The 16,889-nt window shown below is 30.8% G+C and carries 18 protein-coding genes; 7 read left to right on the top strand and 11 right to left on the bottom strand.

Going from position 1 to position 16,889, the window contains the following annotated elements; translation table 11 throughout:
- Positions 1 to 51 precede the first annotated feature (51 nt).
- The 6 genes from N2251_RS09185 to N2251_RS09160 all read left to right on the top strand — a co-directional run bounded on the left by N2251_RS09185 (position 52) and on the right by N2251_RS09160 (position 4,363).
- Positions 52 to 1,083: an asparaginase gene (locus N2251_RS09185; RefSeq protein ID WP_260586428.1), complete on the top strand. Its 1,032-nt coding sequence runs from the start codon at positions 52 to 54 to the stop codon at positions 1,081 to 1,083.
- A gap of 240 nt (positions 1,084 to 1,323) precedes the next feature.
- Positions 1,324 to 2,037, top strand: coding sequence for a MotA/TolQ/ExbB proton channel family protein (locus N2251_RS09180; RefSeq protein WP_260586427.1), 714 nt, complete (start codon positions 1,324 to 1,326; stop codon positions 2,035 to 2,037).
- An 8-nt stretch (positions 2,038 to 2,045) separates the two neighbouring features.
- On the top strand, positions 2,046 to 2,483 hold the full coding sequence (locus N2251_RS09175; protein ID WP_260586426.1) for a hypothetical protein: 438 nt from the start codon (positions 2,046 to 2,048) through the stop codon (positions 2,481 to 2,483).
- Between the two features lie 6 nt (positions 2,484 to 2,489).
- Complete coding sequence (locus N2251_RS09170) at positions 2,490 to 3,116, top strand: ExbD/TolR family protein (protein ID WP_260586425.1); 627 nt, start codon at positions 2,490 to 2,492, stop codon at positions 3,114 to 3,116.
- Positions 3,117 to 3,134: 18 nt separating this feature from the next.
- Complete coding sequence (locus tag N2251_RS09165; RefSeq protein WP_260586424.1) at positions 3,135 to 3,605, top strand: ExbD/TolR family protein; 471 nt, start codon at positions 3,135 to 3,137, stop codon at positions 3,603 to 3,605.
- Positions 3,606 to 3,694: 89 nt separating this feature from the next.
- Positions 3,695 to 4,363, top strand: a complete 669-nt coding sequence (locus N2251_RS09160) for a porin family protein (protein ID WP_260586423.1) — start codon at positions 3,695 to 3,697, stop codon at positions 4,361 to 4,363.
- Here the strand turns inward: N2251_RS09160 and N2251_RS09155 are convergent.
- From N2251_RS09155 to asnS, 3 genes are all read right to left on the bottom strand, one after another.
- Complete coding sequence (locus N2251_RS09155) at positions 4,358 to 4,957, bottom strand: hypothetical protein (RefSeq protein ID WP_260586422.1); 600 nt, start codon at positions 4,955 to 4,957, stop codon at positions 4,358 to 4,360. The genes N2251_RS09160 and N2251_RS09155 overlap by 6 nt on opposite strands.
- Positions 4,957 to 6,417 carry an RNA polymerase factor sigma-54 gene (gene rpoN / locus N2251_RS09150; RefSeq protein WP_260586421.1) on the bottom strand — a complete coding sequence of 487 codons (1,461 nt, stop codon included), beginning with the start codon at positions 6,415 to 6,417 and terminating at the stop codon, positions 4,957 to 4,959. Before rpoN ends, N2251_RS09155 begins: the two co-directional genes overlap by 1 nt.
- Before the next feature lie 83 nt (positions 6,418 to 6,500).
- Complete coding sequence (gene asnS / locus N2251_RS09145; RefSeq protein WP_260586420.1) at positions 6,501 to 7,934, bottom strand: asparagine--tRNA ligase; 1,434 nt, start codon at positions 7,932 to 7,934, stop codon at positions 6,501 to 6,503.
- 119 nt (positions 7,935 to 8,053) lie between these two features.
- Here asnS and N2251_RS09140 point away from each other — a divergent pair, with 119 nt between their 5' ends.
- Positions 8,054 to 9,115: a hypothetical protein gene (locus N2251_RS09140; protein ID WP_260586419.1), complete on the top strand. Its 1,062-nt coding sequence runs from the start codon at positions 8,054 to 8,056 to the stop codon at positions 9,113 to 9,115.
- Between the two features lie 3 nt (positions 9,116 to 9,118).
- On the opposite strand, the gene N2251_RS09135 is transcribed toward N2251_RS09140, so the two are convergent.
- The 8 genes from N2251_RS09135 to rplM all read right to left on the bottom strand — a co-directional run bounded on the left by N2251_RS09135 (position 9,119) and on the right by rplM (position 16,822).
- The gene (locus N2251_RS09135) at positions 9,119 to 9,856 is read right to left on the bottom strand and encodes a helix-turn-helix transcriptional regulator (protein ID WP_260586418.1); all 738 of its coding nucleotides are present in this window, start codon (positions 9,854 to 9,856) and stop codon (positions 9,119 to 9,121) included.
- Between the two features lie 237 nt (positions 9,857 to 10,093).
- Positions 10,094 to 12,469, bottom strand: a complete 2,376-nt coding sequence (locus tag N2251_RS09130) for an efflux RND transporter permease subunit (RefSeq protein ID WP_260586417.1) — start codon at positions 12,467 to 12,469, stop codon at positions 10,094 to 10,096.
- A gap of 95 nt (positions 12,470 to 12,564) precedes the next feature.
- Positions 12,565 to 13,119 carry a ribosome recycling factor gene (gene frr, locus N2251_RS09125; protein ID WP_260586416.1) on the bottom strand — a complete coding sequence of 185 codons (555 nt, stop codon included), beginning with the start codon at positions 13,117 to 13,119 and terminating at the stop codon, positions 12,565 to 12,567.
- Between the two features lie 48 nt (positions 13,120 to 13,167).
- The gene (pyrH, locus tag N2251_RS09120) at positions 13,168 to 13,878 is read right to left on the bottom strand and encodes a UMP kinase (RefSeq protein WP_260586415.1); all 711 of its coding nucleotides are present in this window, start codon (positions 13,876 to 13,878) and stop codon (positions 13,168 to 13,170) included.
- A gap of 115 nt (positions 13,879 to 13,993) precedes the next feature.
- The gene (gene tsf, locus N2251_RS09115; protein ID WP_218771518.1) at positions 13,994 to 14,962 is read right to left on the bottom strand and encodes a translation elongation factor Ts; all 969 of its coding nucleotides are present in this window, start codon (positions 14,960 to 14,962) and stop codon (positions 13,994 to 13,996) included.
- Between the two features lie 80 nt (positions 14,963 to 15,042).
- Positions 15,043 to 15,828 (bottom strand): 30S ribosomal protein S2, encoded by a 786-nt coding sequence (gene rpsB, locus N2251_RS09110; RefSeq protein ID WP_218771517.1) that lies wholly within the window; start codon positions 15,826 to 15,828, stop codon positions 15,043 to 15,045.
- A gap of 152 nt (positions 15,829 to 15,980) precedes the next feature.
- Positions 15,981 to 16,367: a 30S ribosomal protein S9 gene (gene rpsI / locus N2251_RS09105; protein WP_028888420.1), complete on the bottom strand. Its 387-nt coding sequence runs from the start codon at positions 16,365 to 16,367 to the stop codon at positions 15,981 to 15,983.
- Positions 16,367 to 16,822: a 50S ribosomal protein L13 gene (rplM, locus tag N2251_RS09100; protein WP_028888421.1), complete on the bottom strand. Its 456-nt coding sequence runs from the start codon at positions 16,820 to 16,822 to the stop codon at positions 16,367 to 16,369. The genes rpsI and rplM overlap by 1 nt, the downstream gene beginning before the upstream one ends.
- Positions 16,823 to 16,889 lie beyond the last annotated feature (67 nt).

The following is a 16,889-nucleotide window of genomic DNA, read 5'->3' as shown; positions in this document are numbered from 1 at the left end:
TTACAACATAAATTATTCCAATATTAAATTACCTATAATAAAAGTGTCATAATGTCAAATAAGCCTAAAATTTTAATAGTATATACAGGAGGAACCATAGGTATGGTTAAAGATTATAAAACCGGAGCATTAAAGGCGTTTGATTTTAGTCAGATATCTAGTAAAATTCCTGAATTGCAACAATTACATTGTGATATTGATACGATTTCTTTTGATGAACCTATTGATTCATCAAACATGAGTGTGAACTATTATATTGATATTGCTCAAATTATTTCTGATAATTACAATAAATTTGATGGTTTTGTAGTACTTACAGGTTCTGATACGATGTCGTATACATCATCAGCAATTAGTTTTATGTTTGAAAACTTAGAGAAACCTGTAATTTTTACAGGTTCTCAATTACCAATTGGAGATTTACGAACAGATGCAAAAGAAAATTTAATTACCTCAATACAAGTAGCCTCAACTTACGAAAACGGAAAGCCAGTAATTCAGGAAGTTGGCTTGTATTTTGAGTATAAATTATACCGAGCAAATAGAACAACAAAAATAAATGCCGAGCAATTTGAAGCTTTTGCTTCGATGAATTATCCACCTTTAGTGGTAAGTGGTGTTCATTTAAATTTTAATTATCCAATGTTGTTTACGCCAAAAAGTGAAGGTAAAAAACTTGTTTTTAGAAAGAATTTAGATAATAACGTAGCTATTTTAAAATTATTCCCAGGCATAACGGCATCTGTAGTAAAAAGTTTTATAAGTATTCCTAATTTAAAAGGGGTGGTTTTAGAAACTTACGGAGCAGGAAATGCCCCTACAGAAAAATGGTTTATTGATTTATTAGAAAAAGCCGTAGCTGAAGGCACTTATATTGTGAATGTAACCCAATGTGCAGGAGGAAGTGTGATTTTAGGACATTACGAAACAAGTTCAGACTTAAAACGAATCGGAATTGTTGATGGAAAAGATATCACAACCGAAACCGCAGTTGCAAAAATGATGTATTTATTGGGAGAGAAGCTGTCAAAAGAACAATTTAAGCATTATTTTGAAACTTCATTAAGAGGAGAAATTAGTTAAAACATGTTTTTTAATTCATTTTTAACGTGTGTAACTACTTGAAATAGTAGAGGAAACAATAAAAAACCTATAAATAACACAGTTTTTTTTAATGTACCAAGATTTTTTTGTTACTTGCCACATAGAAAATTAAAAGTGTAATAAGTACAAGCAAAGAACTACTTTTTGATAAAAAAAAGAGTTTTTTATAACAAAATTTGTATTTTTAACCCGTTAACTATTAAAATTAATTATAACAAAATGAAGAAAGTAGTAAATTTCCTAACTGTTGCAGGATTTATGTTTTTAGGGGCTATTCAGTCTGCTAATGCTCAAGATGCAGAGAAAACTTTTCACCAAGAATTAAAACAACGTTTTATTGAAGGAGATCCTCAGTTTATGGGTATCGTATTGGTCGCTTTAATTTTAGGTTTAGCAATTGCAATTGAAAGAATCATTTATTTAAACATGGCAACAACGAATACTAAGAAATTAGTAGCTAGTGTTGATGATGCCTTAAGTTCTGGTGGTGTTGAAGCTGCTAAAGAGGTTTGTAGAAATACAAAAGGACCTGTTGCTTCTATTTTTTACCAAGGTTTAGAAAGAGCTGATGAAGGTTTAGAAGCTGCTGAAAAAGCAGTAGTAGGTTATGGTGGTGTACAAATGGGATTATTAGAGAAAAATGTTTCTTGGTTATCTTTATTTATTGCATTAGCACCGATGTTAGGTTTTATGGGTACTGTAATTGGTATGATTGAAGCTTTTGATAAAATCGCAGTAGCAAATGATATTTCTCCAGCAGTAGTAGCAGGTGGTATTAAAATTGCACTTTTAACAACTGTATTTGGTCTTGTAGCAGCAATTATTTTACAGATTTTTTATAATTACATCGTTTCTAAAATCGATAGTATTGTAAACAACATGGAAGATGCTTCTATTTCTTTAATCGACTTATTAGCTAAGTATAAAAAATAATCAATCGTATGAATAATAAAGTATTAACATTACTTGTAGCTGCAATATCATTAATTGGTATCGCGTTATTTGTAAACGTTGTAATAATAGATCCTGATAATAAAGAAGCTGTTTCAGATGCTGTTTCTCCTTTAGTAAGTTATTCATATTATTTACTAATCGGAATCGTAATCGTTGCTATAGTGATTTCACTATTAAGTATGTTTAAAAACCCTGCTGCTTTAAAGAAAACGGCATTGGGTATTGCAGCTTTAGCGGTGCTTTTTGTAGTGTCTTATATGTTGTCTTCAAACGGACAAGTAATAGGAGCTGATGGCGGAGAGCTAGTTGCAGAAGGAAGTATTTCTAAATGGGTAGGAACAGGAATTAGTTTTACCATGATTTTAGGTGCTATTGCAGGAGCATTCTTTGTAGTAGATTTATTAAAAGGAATCGTTAAATCGTAATTTATTATGGCAAGAAGAGAAAATCCAGAAATTAATGCAGGTTCGATGGCAGATATTGCATTCTTGCTACTTATATTTTTCCTTGTAACAACAACAATGGATGTTGATTCAGGTATCCCTAAAAAGTTAGCTGAAAAAACAGATGTTAAGCCACCTATTGTAAAAGAAAAGAACATTTTTCAAGTTAGTATTAACAGAAACAATCAGTTATTCGTAGAGAATGAAGGAATGGAGTTAAAAGACTTAAAAGATGCAGCTATTAAATTTATAGATAACGGTGGTGGTATTGGTAACCCAATGCCAGGGAAAGATGCAGGAGCATCTTGTACCTATTGTAAAGGAGCAAAAGATCCTAGTTCATCAGATCATCCAAACAAAGCAATTATCGCTGTTGAAAGTGATAGAGGTACTGAATTTGGAATGTATGTATCTGTTCAAAATGAACTTTTAAAAGCATATGCAGAATTACGTAATAAATTATGCCAAGAAAAATACGGTATGAGTTTTACAGAATTAGATAAAGCTTTTAAAGCAAGTGCAAGAAAAGATGATGCATTAAGAAAAAAAGTAGAAGATATTAAGAGTAGTTATCCTCAAATTATATCTGATACAGAACCAACTAATGTACAATAGTATTAAAACAATTTAAGTATGTCTAAATTTAATAAGAAGAAAAAAGAGATGCCAGCAGTGAATACTTCTTCACTACCTGATATTGTTTTTATGTTATTATTCTTCTTCATGGTAACAACAGTAATGAGAGAGAGCGATTTAGCAATCGAAGCTCCACGTTTACCTAGTGCAAGTGAAGTAAAGAAACTAGAACGTAAAAGTTTAGTGAGTACAATTTATGTTGGTAAGGCAAAAGATGCTAAATATGGTACAGGTTTTAATAGAATTCAGTTAAACGATAAGATTGCTACACCAGATGATGTACCTTCTTTTATTTTCTTAGAAAGAGGAAATGTATCAGAAGCTGAAGTTCCATTTATGACCACATCTATTAAGATGGATAAAGAATCGAGTGTTGGTACATTAGCCGATATTCGTGAGAAATTAAGAGATGTAAATGCCCTTAAATTAAGTTTATCTACTCACAAAGCAAGTGATATTAAAAAGTAATTACTTTTTAGCTAAATAAAAAAAAGAGCAATCGGAAGATTGCTCTTTTTTTATACAATTAATCTTATATTTAACGTTAGTTAAGTAATATGAAATACATTATACCTTTTTTTTTATTTTTTTTATCAATAAATAGCTATGCTCAAAAGGATTCTTTAGAGGTAGGGCAGCGCTATTGGGAAGATCAATTGTATATTAATGTTTCCTATAACGGATTGAATAATCAGCCAAAAGAAGTAGGTAAAAGTGGTTTTTCATTCGGGTTTTCAGCTGGTTATATAAAAGATATTCCGCTAATTAAAAGCGGAAAAATAGCATTGGGTATTGGAGTGGGCTATGGTTTCGATTCTTTTAATCATGGTTTAAAAGTCGTTGAAGGAAGTTTAAATAATTTTCAAGTAGATAATACAATTAGCTATAATAAGCTAAAGCTACATAATATTGAAATGCCTTTACAATTTCGTTGGAGATCATCAACAGTAAATACTTACTCTTTCTGGCGATTTTATACAGGTGTTAAGTTAAGTTACAACATAAGTAATAATTTCAATTACACTGATGCTGGGGTGAAAATTGATATCTCTAACTTAAATAAATATAATAAGTTTCAAACTGGTGTAATTCTTTCTGTAGGATATGGAACTTTTAATTTTCATGCATATTACGGATTAACTCCTATTTTTAAAAATGCTTATTTAAACGGAAATAAAATTAATACTAAGATTGCACGATTCGGATTAAGCTTTTATTTACTATAATAAGTAATAAGCGATAAATGGGCTTATTAAGCCAATAAAAAAACCAAGATACACTTCTTTTACAGAATGAGATTTTAAGTGAAGTCTAGAGCTTGCTAGGAGTCCAGAAAGTAATATAAACACAATAATAATTGGCAAAATAAAAGTATTGTGTATTTGCTGAAAGAGTAAAAAATATCCTGTTGCTGCTCCAATAGACAATAAATGTAAGCTTGTTTTTATTTTTGTGATAAAAAGAATGTAAATGCAACCCAATCCAAATACAACTCCAAAGAAGAGGTAACTTAAATCTCTAATAATGGTTGTTTCTAGAAAAAACTTACCTAAAAAAAATAGTAAAGTCATCATAAAAAATATCGGAATTTTGCGTTCTTTAATTCCGTGTACTTGATATGATTTTATATAGCCGATAGCTTTTAAAAGGATTAATAAAAGTATTGGTATAACATAAGTAACAACAAATACAACACCTAATATTGTGTATTGTTGATGTCGACTTAAATTAATAGGCGTTATGATGAAATACAGAATAATACCAATTGTAGGTATTACAATTGGATGTAAAATAGTAGATATGAATTTATGCCAACGCATTATATTTCTTTACGTAATCGTGCAACAGATATATCCAACTGTTCACGGTATTTAGCAACTGTTCGCCTAGCAATTGGGTATCCTTTTTCTTTTAAAAGTTTAGCCAATTTTTCATCAGTAAGTGGTTTTCGTTTGTCTTCTTCTTGAATTACTGTTTCAAGTATTTTTTTGATTTCTCGTGTTGAGACATCTTCTCCTTGATCGTTCTTCATCGATTCAGAGAAGAATGCTTTTATTAGTTTTGTTCCGTAAGGAGTAGAAACATATTTACTATTAGCAACCCTAGAAACCGTTGAAACATCCATGTGAATTTCGTCAGCAATATCCTTTAAAATCATAGGTTTTAACTTACGTTCATCACCTGTTAAAAAATAAGCTTCTTGGCGATGCATAATAGCATTCATGGTAACTAATAATGTTTGTTGGCGTTGCTTTATAGCATCAATAAACCATTTTGCAGAATCTAATTTTTGCTTAATAAATAATACTGCATCTTTTTGGCTTTTACTTTTGGTTTTAGCATCACTATAACCTTTTAACATGTTGTTATATTCACGTGAAACATGTAATTCAGGCGCGTTACGAGAATTTAAAGTAAGTTCTAAAACACCATCAATAATTTGAATAGAAAAGTCAGGTACGATTTGTTCTGCTATCTTGTTGTTTCCAGCATAAGAACTACCAGGTTTTGGGTTTAATTTACCTATTTCGGTAATTATTTCTTTTAGTTGCTCTTCATCAATAGTAAACTTTTCTAGAAGTTTTTTGTAATGTTTTTTTACAAAGTGATCAAACGCATTTTCAAGAATATCAATAGCTAAAGCTCTAGTTTCTTTTTCTGATTTTGTTTTTAATTGAATAATCAAACATTCTTTTAAATCACGTGCGCCAACACCAACCGGATCTAATTTTTGGACTACGTTAAGTAAAATTTTTTCTACTTCATCTTCAGTCGTAAATACGTTTTGAGTGAAAGCTAAATCATCTACTAAATCGATAATTTCTCTACGAATATATCCGCTATCATCTATACTACCAACTAAAAAATCAGCAATAGCACGTTCCTCTTCATTAATTCTAAAAGTATTTAATTGGCTATTTAATGATTGATGAAAACTTGTTCCTGCTGCATAAGGAACTTGTTTGTCTTCATCATCTGCCGAATAATTGTTAGCTTGTGTTTTATAACTCGGGTATTCATCGTCACTTAAATACTCATCAATATTTATATCGTCAGTGTCAATTTTTTCACTTCCTTCATCATAATCATCAGCATTTGTTAAAGTGTCTTCGAAGTTTTCTGGTTCTTCTTTACCAGTATCTAAAGCAGGATTTTCTTCAATCTCTTGTTCTAATCTTTCTTCAAAAGCTTGTGTAGGTAATTGAATTAACTTCATCAACTGAATTTGTTGTGGAGATAATTTTTGAAGTAACTTATAATGTAAACCTTGTTTTAACATACTTACAAATATATGAAATAGGTTAAAAAGAAATCGTCATTCTGTGAGGAATGACGATTGTAGTATATAATTTTATGATTTCTTTAAAACTCTGCGTTTTGTGGCGTTCTAGGAAAAGGAATAACATCACGTATATTACTCATACCTGTTGTGAATAAAACTAAACGCTCAAAGCCTAAACCAAAACCAGAATGCACTGCTGTTCCGAATTTACGAGTGTCTAAATACCACCATAATTCTTCTTCGTCTATATTTAAATCAGCCATTTTAGATTTTAAAACATCTAAACGCTCTTCTCTTTGCGATCCACCAACCATTTCTCCGATTCCAGGAAATAAAACATCCATTGCACGTACTGTTTTACCATCGTCGTTTAAACGCATGTAAAAAGCTTTAATCGTAGCTGGGTAATCAAATAAAATTACTGGACATTTAAAGTGTTTTTCAACTAAATAACGCTCGTGTTCTGATTGTAAATCAACTCCCCATTCTGTAATAGGAAACTGAAATTTCTTCTTTTTATTTGGTTTACAGTTACGTAAAATATCAAAAGCTTCTGTATAACTTACTCTTTTAAAGTTATTTTCTGCAACAAAGTTTAATTTTTCAATTAATCCCATGTCGCTACGTTCTGCTTGTGGTTTTGATTTTTCTTCTTGAGTTAAACGATTGTCTAAAAATTCTAAATCGTCTTTGCAGTTTTCTAAAACGTAACTTAAAACCGATTTAATGAAATCTTCGGATAAATCCATATTTGCATCTAAATCATTAAATGCAACCTCAGGTTCAATCATCCAAAATTCTGCTAAATGACGTGTTGTATTAGAGTTTTCAGCTCTAAAAGTAGGGCCAAAAGTATACACTTTTCCTAAAGCCATTGCGTAAGTTTCAGCTTCTAACTGACCAGAAACTGTTAAGTTGGTTTCTTTACCGAAAAAATCTTTGGTATAATCTATGTCTCCCTCTTCGTTTAAAGGTGCTTTATTTGTTTCGAAATTTGATACATGAAACATTTCTCCTGCACCTTCAGCATCCGACCCTGTAATTATTGGTGTGTTAACGTAGTTAAATCCGTTTTCTTGAAAGTATTTGTGAACTCCAAAAGATAAGGCAGAACGAACTCTCATAACCGCACTAAATGTATTGGTTCTAATACGTAAATGTGCATTTTCTCTTAAAAACTCTAAACTGTGTTTTTTAGGTTGAATAGGATATTCATCTGGATTAGAATCTCCTAATATTTCTAATTTAGTAACCTTAACCTCTACACTTTGTCCTTTTCCTTCACTTTCAACTAAAGTACCAGTAATACTTACCGCAGCACTTGTTGTAATTCTTTTTAAAAGTTCTTCATCTGTGTTTTCAAAATCTACAACACATTGAATGTTATTAATGGTAGAGCCATCATTTAAAGCAATAAAACGATTGCTTCTAAAGGTTCTAACCCATCCTTTTACATGTACTTCTTGTAAAAATTTATCAGAATGTAATAATTCTTTAACGCTACTTCTTTTCATCTTCTAAAAAATTGAGAAGCAAAGATACTTTTTTGAAATAAAACAATCAATGTAGATTATAATTGATTTTCATAAGATACTTTTAAAAGTAGTGTATTTTTACAACTGTATTTATAAAGATGGATAAAATTAAAAGAAAAACTGTTTTAAATCAGTTTAAAAAAGATTTAATAGGTAAAGATTCTCATAGGGGGGTAACATTAACATATTCCTGGTTAGCAAATCAATTTGGTCATATGGCGTTAGGCTTTGTGCCTTCTTTTATCTTATATGATAATATTAAAGATATAAAAGGATACGAAAATCCTATTTACGCGTGTCTTATGGTAACTTTATTTTGGTTTTTATTTGAAACGTATAATTTTTTAGGACCATTGCTAACTAAAAAAACATCTTCAAACAAGATGTTTTTCATTCCTAAAAAAGAAAAATATATATTTAATCCAAAATGGTTAAACATAGCGTATGATACAATTACAGATGTTGCCTTTTTTGGGTTTGGTGCAGTACTATACAGTTTATATATAAACGGATTACAAGATAAACTTACAATAATCATTGTCGTTGGTCTTTTTCTTTATTTATTAAGAGCTTCAAGTTATTGGTATCTGACTAAAATGTACCAACATTATGCTAATTATCCGTTTCAATTTCGATTAAGTCAATGGAATTTTAAAATTAAAGAAGTAGAAAAAAAGGATGTTTTTAATTTTATTGAAGCAAATGATTTTGGAAATCATTTGCTAGTTTTCGGTTCACAATTCTGTGGAAAAACTAGTTTAGGAGTAGGAGTTTTAAATGAATTATCAATAAAGCATAAAATTTGTTTGTATACGAGTGCTATGAAGTTATTTAGTTTTTTCTTTATTGAAGAAAATACAAAATTAAATATCCATAGAATTTGGTCGTGGAAAGAAAGTGATTATTTGGTAATTGATGACGTGAATCCGGGTAAGCCAATAGAAGAAGAGTTAATTACACCAAAAAAGATTCTACAATTTTTAGATCCCACTAATACAGGTGAAATTAATAAAGAAAATTGCGACATTATTGCAAATAAAAATATTATTTGGATTTTAGGCAATGAAAACACCTTAAGTCAGGAGGATAAATGGACGGAAATGCTACTCGAAATAGGGGTAAATGCAGCTAAAATCAAAAAGATAAATCTAATCCATTAAATGCTAAAGAATGTGATTTGTGTGAGCAAAACTAATTAAATGGGGTAAGCTTTTTACTTTAAAACGTTTGTATAATGGTATAATTCGTTTTTCAATTGCCGATTGACTTACCTTTAATTCGTTGGCGATTTCTTTAAAGGCAAGGCCTTTGGCAGCCATACTTAGTGCTTCTTTTTCTTTTCTAGAAATAGCAAAATGTTTAAATAATTCTTTGTTTAAGATTTCTTCAAAATCTGAGGTGTCTGGACCATATGCAGCATATTGCATTACATTACTATGCTTAAGCGATTTTATGATTTGAGAAACACCAATTATTTCTTCAACCTTTCCTTCTGAAGATTTAAAAATACCAACCCTAGAAAATAACGGAACAATAGCACCATTTTTATCAATTTTTTCAAGTTCTAGTGTAAAACTATATTTTTCTAGTTCTGTTGTTTTTGTTTTTAAAAACTGAAGTGCTTTATCATTAAGTTCATTAGAAAAATTAAAATGTCGGGGAGAGGTACAGCTTACTATTTTAAGCATTGTTATTTCTTCATTTTTGTACCCTAATAACTCTTCCCAACCATGAGCATATAACATTTTCTCTTCTTTAAAAGAATAGATATATATGGCCTCTCCTATGAATTTAGGTATTGTTTTTTTATAGAAGTTATATGCTTCTGAATTCTTATCTATAGGAGTATCTGATACTCTTTTTTTAGTGTATTCTCCAATACTATTTGGTGCTATATCCATAAATCTATACAACCTGTGTAAAGACGCAGTTGCCTAAACATTAAATTGAATGTACATTTGTATTGTACTTTAAGGGGATTAAAAGTAAAAAATATACTACAATAGTAAGTATATTTTTGGAAATTAAAAAGAATAGTTGTGAAAAAGACTATATTAAGGTATTGTGAAAAAGAATGTAAAAAGGGTTAGCAATTGCTAACCCTTTTTTATAGTTGTAAAAATTAATTTAAAAGAATCTTATTTACTTTTATTTATATCCTCTTTTGGAGGTAGTATTTTAAATTTGGTATCTTTTAAAACTCTTTTATTCGCTATTTTCTTTTCGAAAGACAAAAGGAGAGAAGGTAATAACAATAAGTTAGATACCATTGCTAATAGTAAGGTAACTGAAACTAAGCCTCCCAAAGCAATTGTACCTCCGAAACTAGAAAGTGTAAAAACTAAGAAGCCAAAGAATAATACGATTGATGTATAAAACATACTCACTCCAGTTTCTTGTAATGCTGAATAAACAGCTGGTTTTACTTTCCAATTATTAGCTAGTAATTCTTGTCGGTATTTTGCTAAAAAGTGAATAGTGTCATCCACAGAAATTCCAAAAGCAATACTAAAAACTAAAATTGTAGATGGTTTTATAGGGATACTAAAGAAACCCATTAGGCCAGCCGTAATTAATAACGGAAGCATATTGGGGATTAATGATATAAAAATCATTTTATAAGATCGGAACATCCACGCCATAAAAATTGAAATCAATAATATGGCAAGTGATAAAGAAATTACTAAGTTTTTAATTAAATAGTTAGTTCCTTTCAAGAAAACTAATGCTTTTCCTGTCATAGAAACAGTAAACTTTTCTTCAGGAAATTGCTTCTTTATAACCGCATTTAGGCGATCTTGAATAATATCCATCTTATCGGTACCAACATCTTTCATGAAAGTTGTGATACGTGCGTAACGACCTGTACTATCAACAAAATTTTTCAGCATACCCGAATTGCTGTCAGAGTTTTTGGTGTAAGCAAAAATGTGTGCTTTTTCCTGACTGGTTGGCAATTGATAATATTTCGGGTTTCCTTTATAGTAAGCTTGTTTAGAATATTTAACTAAGTTGGTGATAGAAATAGGTTTCGATAACTCAGGAAAAGTTTCAATAGTTTCATTTAACTTTTCCATCTTTTTTAGCGTAGAAAGTTTCATTACACCCTTTTCTCTTTTGGTATCAATCAAAATTTCTAGAGGCATAATTCCGCCAAACTCAGTTTCAAAAAACTTAATGTCTTTATAAAACTGCATTCCTTTAGGCATGTCTTCAATTAAACTACCAGAAACACGAATTTGAAACAAACCGACCATACTTAGCATGATAACGATTACTGTAGTAATATAAATAGTAATACGTCGTTGTTTTACCATTCGTTCCATCCAAAAAACAACATTTCCCATCCACTTTTTTTCTAAGTGATTTAAATGTTTTTTTTCAGGGCGAGGCATGAAACTGTATATAATCGGAACGATTAATAAAGCTAAAATAAAAATACTAATGATATTTACTGAAGCTAAAATTCCGAATTCTCTAAGTAGCTGACTTTTTACAAAAACAAAGGTTGCAAAACCTGATGCTGTTGTAATATTTGTCATTAATGTAGCATTACCAATTTTAGAAATTACACGTTGTAATGACTTTGCTTGGTTACCGTGTTTTTTTATTTCTTGCTGATATTTATTGATAAGGAAAACAGCGTTTGGTACTCCGATTACAATAATTAATGGCGGAATTAAAGCGGATAATACAGTGATTTCATATCTAAATAAACCAATAAATCCGAAAGCCCAAACAACACCAATACCTACAACTAATAATGTGATAAATGTTGCTCTAAAAGAACGAAAAAAGAAAAAGAAAATAACAGCTGTAATACCTAAAGCTCCTAATACAAAGAGCTGCATTTCATCAATTATATTCTGAGAGTTTATGGTGCGTATGTATGGCATTCCAGACATGCGGACATCTATTTGATGCTCTTTCTCAAATTTTTCAACAGTAGGTATTAAAATTTCAGCAATAAAATCTCTTCTAGCTGGGGTGTTTACAATGTCTTTATTTATGTAAATGGCAGTTTGTAAAGTACCTTGTTCATTGTAAAGTAAGTTGTCGTAAAAAGGGAGTTTTTCGAAGAGTTGTTTTTTTATTTTATTTACCTCTTCGTTGGTAGTAGGTGCTTTATCAAATAGTGGTTCGAGAACAAATTTTCGTTGTTTTCTATCAGCTTTCAATTGCTTAACATCTGCAATAGATAGTGTGAAATCTACTTGTTTTACGCTGTCTAAAGTTTTTACAAGATTATTCCAAGCATTAAACTTAGCAGGTGTAAAAATAGTTGAATCTTTAACTCCTAAAATAACTAAGTTACCTTCTTCTCCAAAAATATCTAAAAACTGATCGTATTGTATGTTTGCTTCGTGATCTTTAGGTAGTAAATTTGCCTCAGTATATGAGAAGCGCATGTACTTCATTTGAGAAACTAAAAGTGCTGTGATAATAGCAACAGCAATTAAAACCAAGTATCGGTTTCGTAAAATAAATCCAGCGATTTTAGTCCAAAAAGTCATTCAAATATTTTTTGCAAAGTTATGGTAAATGAACCAATTAAACGAAAAAAAAAGAGTGTCATAAAGACACTCTTTTTAAAGTTTGTTAGAAATAATTAAACTGTCATTATCTCTTTTTCTTTTACAGATACTTTAGCATCAATATCTTTAATAAAAACATCTGTTATTTTTTGAACTTCAGCTTCTGCATCTTTTTTTGAATCATCAGAAATATCAGTTTTTTTAATGTCGTTGTTTGCATCTTTACGTGCATTACGAACTCCTACTTTTGCATGTTCAGATTCTGCTTTAGCTTGTTTAGCTAATTCTTTACGACGCTCTTCAGTTAACGCAGGTACATTAATAATAATATTATCACCATTATTCATTGGGTTAAAACCTAAGTTTGCAAGCATAATAGCTTTTTCTATTTCTTGTAACATGTTTTTTTCCCAAGGCTGAACTGTAATGGTTCTTGCATCTGCAGTACTTACATTAGCTACTTGTCCTAAAGGTGTTGCAGAGCCATAGTAATCTACTTGTACATTTGCAAGCATTGCAGGCGAAGCTTTACCAGCTCTAATAGTGCGTAATTCTTTTTCTAAGTGCGCTATAGCGTTGTTCATTGCCTCTTTGGCCGAATCTAAAATAAAATCTATCTCTTCGTTCATTTTGTTCGTTTTATTGCCTTCTTTAAAAAATAAGAAGGTTCTTTGAGTTTATTCGTTATTAACTATCGTTCCAATTTTTTCTCCGGTAACTAATTTTAATAAATTACCTTTTTTATTCATATCAAAAACAATAATTGGTAATTTATTTTCTTCACTTAAAGTAAATGCGGTCATGTCCATTACTTTTAAGTCTTTTTTAATAACATCTTTAAATGTTATTTTGTCATACTTTACAGCGTTTTCATCCTTTTCTGGATCTGCGTTGTAAATACCATCAACACGTGTACCTTTTAATATTGCATCTGCATTTACTTCAATTGCTCTTAATACAGCTGCGGTATCAGTTGTAAAATAAGGATTTCCTGTTCCTCCACCAAAAATAACCACGCGCCCTTTTTCTAAATGACGATTTGCACGACGTTTAATATAAGGTTCTGCTATTTCTTTAATTTCAATAGCTGTTTGTAAGCGCGTATGAATTCCTTCGTCTTCTAAGGCACTTTGTAAAGCTAAACCATTAATACAGGTTGCTAACATTCCCATATGGTCACCTTGTACGCGGTCCATACCTTGACCAGCACCAGCTACTCCTCTAAAAATATTTCCACCACCAATAACGATAGCAATTTCAACATTTTTTTCTAGTACTTGTTTAATTTCTTGTGCGTATTCTTTAAGTCTCTTTGGGTCGATACCGTATTGACGGTCTCCCATTAATGATTCGCCACTTAATTTTAAAAGGATTCTCTTGTATTGCATAGTTTTGTTGAAAGTTATGCAAAACTACGTTTTTTTTTTGAGTTTAAATTTTGATAAAATAAAAAAAACCATCCAAAAAATTGGATGGTTTTAATTATAAAGATATTGGTAAGAATTATCCTAAAGTGATTCTTACGAAGTTTTTAACTTCTACGTCACCAAAAGAAGAAACATATTCTGCAACAGTTTTCTTTTCGTCTTTAATAAACTTTTGATCTAATAAACATTGTTCTTGATCTAAAGTTGTATTATCAGAAATAAATCTTTCCATTTTTCCTGGTAAAATTTTATCCCAAATTTTCTCTGGTTTACCTTCTGATTTTAATTGTTCTTTAGCTTCTTCTTCAGCTTTAGCTAAAGCAGCATCAGTTAATTGTAATCTAGATACATATTGAGGAACGTTCTTTAAAGTTTTACCTAAACGAACTAATTCTTCATTGTCTTTTACGATAGCAGCAATTCTTGCTTCAGTTTCAGATTCTACATAAGCAGGATCAAAACCTTTGTAAGATAAAGAAGTTGCTCCCATAGAAGCAGCTTGCATAGCTAAGTCTTTTGATAACTCAGCAGCTTTATCTATAGATTCAGATAAACCAACCATAGCAGCAATTTTACCGATATGAGTATAAGCTCCTACATAAGGTGCTTCAAGTCTTTCGAAAGAAGTAATATCGATTTTTTCACCGATAACTCCTGTTTGCTCGATTAACTTCTCAGCAACAGTTACTCCACCAAAATCAGCAGCTAAAAATTCTTCTTTACTTTTAGTATTAAAAGCAATAGCAACAAATTGAGAAGCTAAATCTTTAAATGAATCATTTTTAGATACGAAATCTGTTTCACATGCTAATACAATAGCAACACCGTAAGTATTGTCATCACTAATTTTAGTGATTGCAACACCTTCAGTAGACTCTCTATCTGCTCTTTTAGCAGCTATTTTTTGTCCTTTTTTACGTAAAACATCAATTGCTTTATCAAAGTTCCCTTCAGCTTCTACTAATGCATTTTTACAATCCATCATACCAGCTCCGGTAGTTTCTCTTAATTTTTTTACGTCTGCAGCGCTAATTTTTACTGACATTTCTGTAGTTATTTTTAGTTGTAAATATATTGTTGTAAAAAATTTAAAGGTTTCAATTTAATGAAACCTTTAAATTGAAATTATTTAGTTTCTTCCTTAGCAGGTGCTGCTTCGGTAGCTACTTTTTCTTCTTTAGCTTCTGTTTTAGCAGGCGCTTTTTCTACTTTTGTCTTTTCTTTGTCAGCTTTTCTTTCAGTTAAGCCTTCATTGATAGCATCAGTAATATAAGATAATACTTTATCAATAGATTTTGAAGCATCATCGTTTGCAGGAATTACAAAATCAACTGGTCTTGGATCAGAGTTTGTATCAACTAATGCAAAGATTGGAATGTTTAATTTTTGTGCTTCAGCAACAGCAATGTGCTCTTTTTTTACATCAATTACAAAAACAGCTGCAGGTAAACGAGTCATATCAGAAATAGAACCTAAATTCTTCTCTAATTTAGCTCTCTGACGGTTGATTTGTAATTTTTCTCTTTTTGATAATGCATCAAAAGAACCATCTTGCTTCATTCTATCAATAGTAGCCATTTTCTTAACAGCTTTACGAATAGTTACGAAGTTTGTTAACATACCACCTGGCCAACGCTCAGTAATAAAAGGCATGTTAATGTTTGTTGCTCTTTCAGCTACGATATCTTTCGCTTGCTTTTTAGTTGCAACGAATAAGATCTTACGACCAGAGCTTGCTATTTTTTGTAAAGCTAATGCAGCTTCATCAATTTTAGCAGATGTTTTATACAAATCGATGATGTGAACACCATTACGCTCAGTATAAATATAAGGAGCCATGTTAGGGTTCCATTTTCTAGTTAAGTGACCGAAGTGCACTCCACTTTCTAATAATTCTTGAATATTTGCCATTTTAATAAAATGTGTTTACGTTCTGTTTTCACAATATTTCAGTAGTTATATTAAGTCTGAAATATTTAGATACTAAACTGTTAAAAATTAATTTATAACAGTCTCTTTTTGAAAATACAAAACCAAAGCTTTTTGCAAAGCATTGATAAATATTAACGCTTAGAGAACTGAAATTTCTTACGTGCTTTCTTCTGACCGAATTTCTTACGTTCAACCATTCTAGGGTCACGAGTTAATAAACCTTCTGGCTTTAACACAGCTCTGTGCTCTTCGTTAATAGCTACTAATGCTCTAGTAATTGCTAAACGAATTGCTTCTGCTTGACCTGTAATACCACCACCATATACATTTACTTTAATGTCATAAGACTCTAAGTTCTCAGTTAACATTAAAGGTTGTTGGATCTTGTATTGTAAAGTTCCTGTTGTAAAGTAGTTTTTGTACTCTTTTTTATTTACAGTAATGTTTCCTTTACCTTCTGAAAGATAAATACGAGCAACAGCTGTTTTTCTTCTACCTATTTTGTGTACAGTTTCCATTATTTAAGATCGTTAAGGTTAATAGCTTTTGGGTTTTGAGCAGTTTGTTGGTGCTCAGTACCTGCATAAGCATACAAGTTTTTGTATAATGCACTACCTAATTTGTTTTTAGGTAACATTCCTTTTACTGCTTTTTCGATTAATCTTGTAGGATCTTTTTCGAACATTTCTGTAGCAGTTAATGATCTTTGTCCACCTGGATATCCTGTGTGACGGATGTAAGACTTGTCAGTCCACTTTTTACCAGTTAAAACAATTTTTTCTGCGTTGATAACAACCACGTTGTCTCCACAATCTACGTGAGGAGTATAATTTGGCTTGTACTTACCTCTAATTAGCATTGCTATTTTAGAAGCTAGACGACCCAACGTTTGCCCGTCCGCATCAACTAAAACCCACTCTTTATTAACAGTGTTTTTGTTTGCTGATACCGTTTTGTAACTTAATGTGTTCATAATTACACGATTAGTTTTTGTTTATTAATATATTAATTTATCCTTAAAAAAGGTCTGCAAATGTACG

This window comes from Tenacibaculum haliotis (assembly GCF_025215075.1).
Lineage (GTDB): Bacteria > Bacteroidota > Bacteroidia > Flavobacteriales > Flavobacteriaceae > Polaribacter > Polaribacter haliotis_B.
This window is presented reverse-complemented; position numbering and strand designations above follow the sequence as displayed.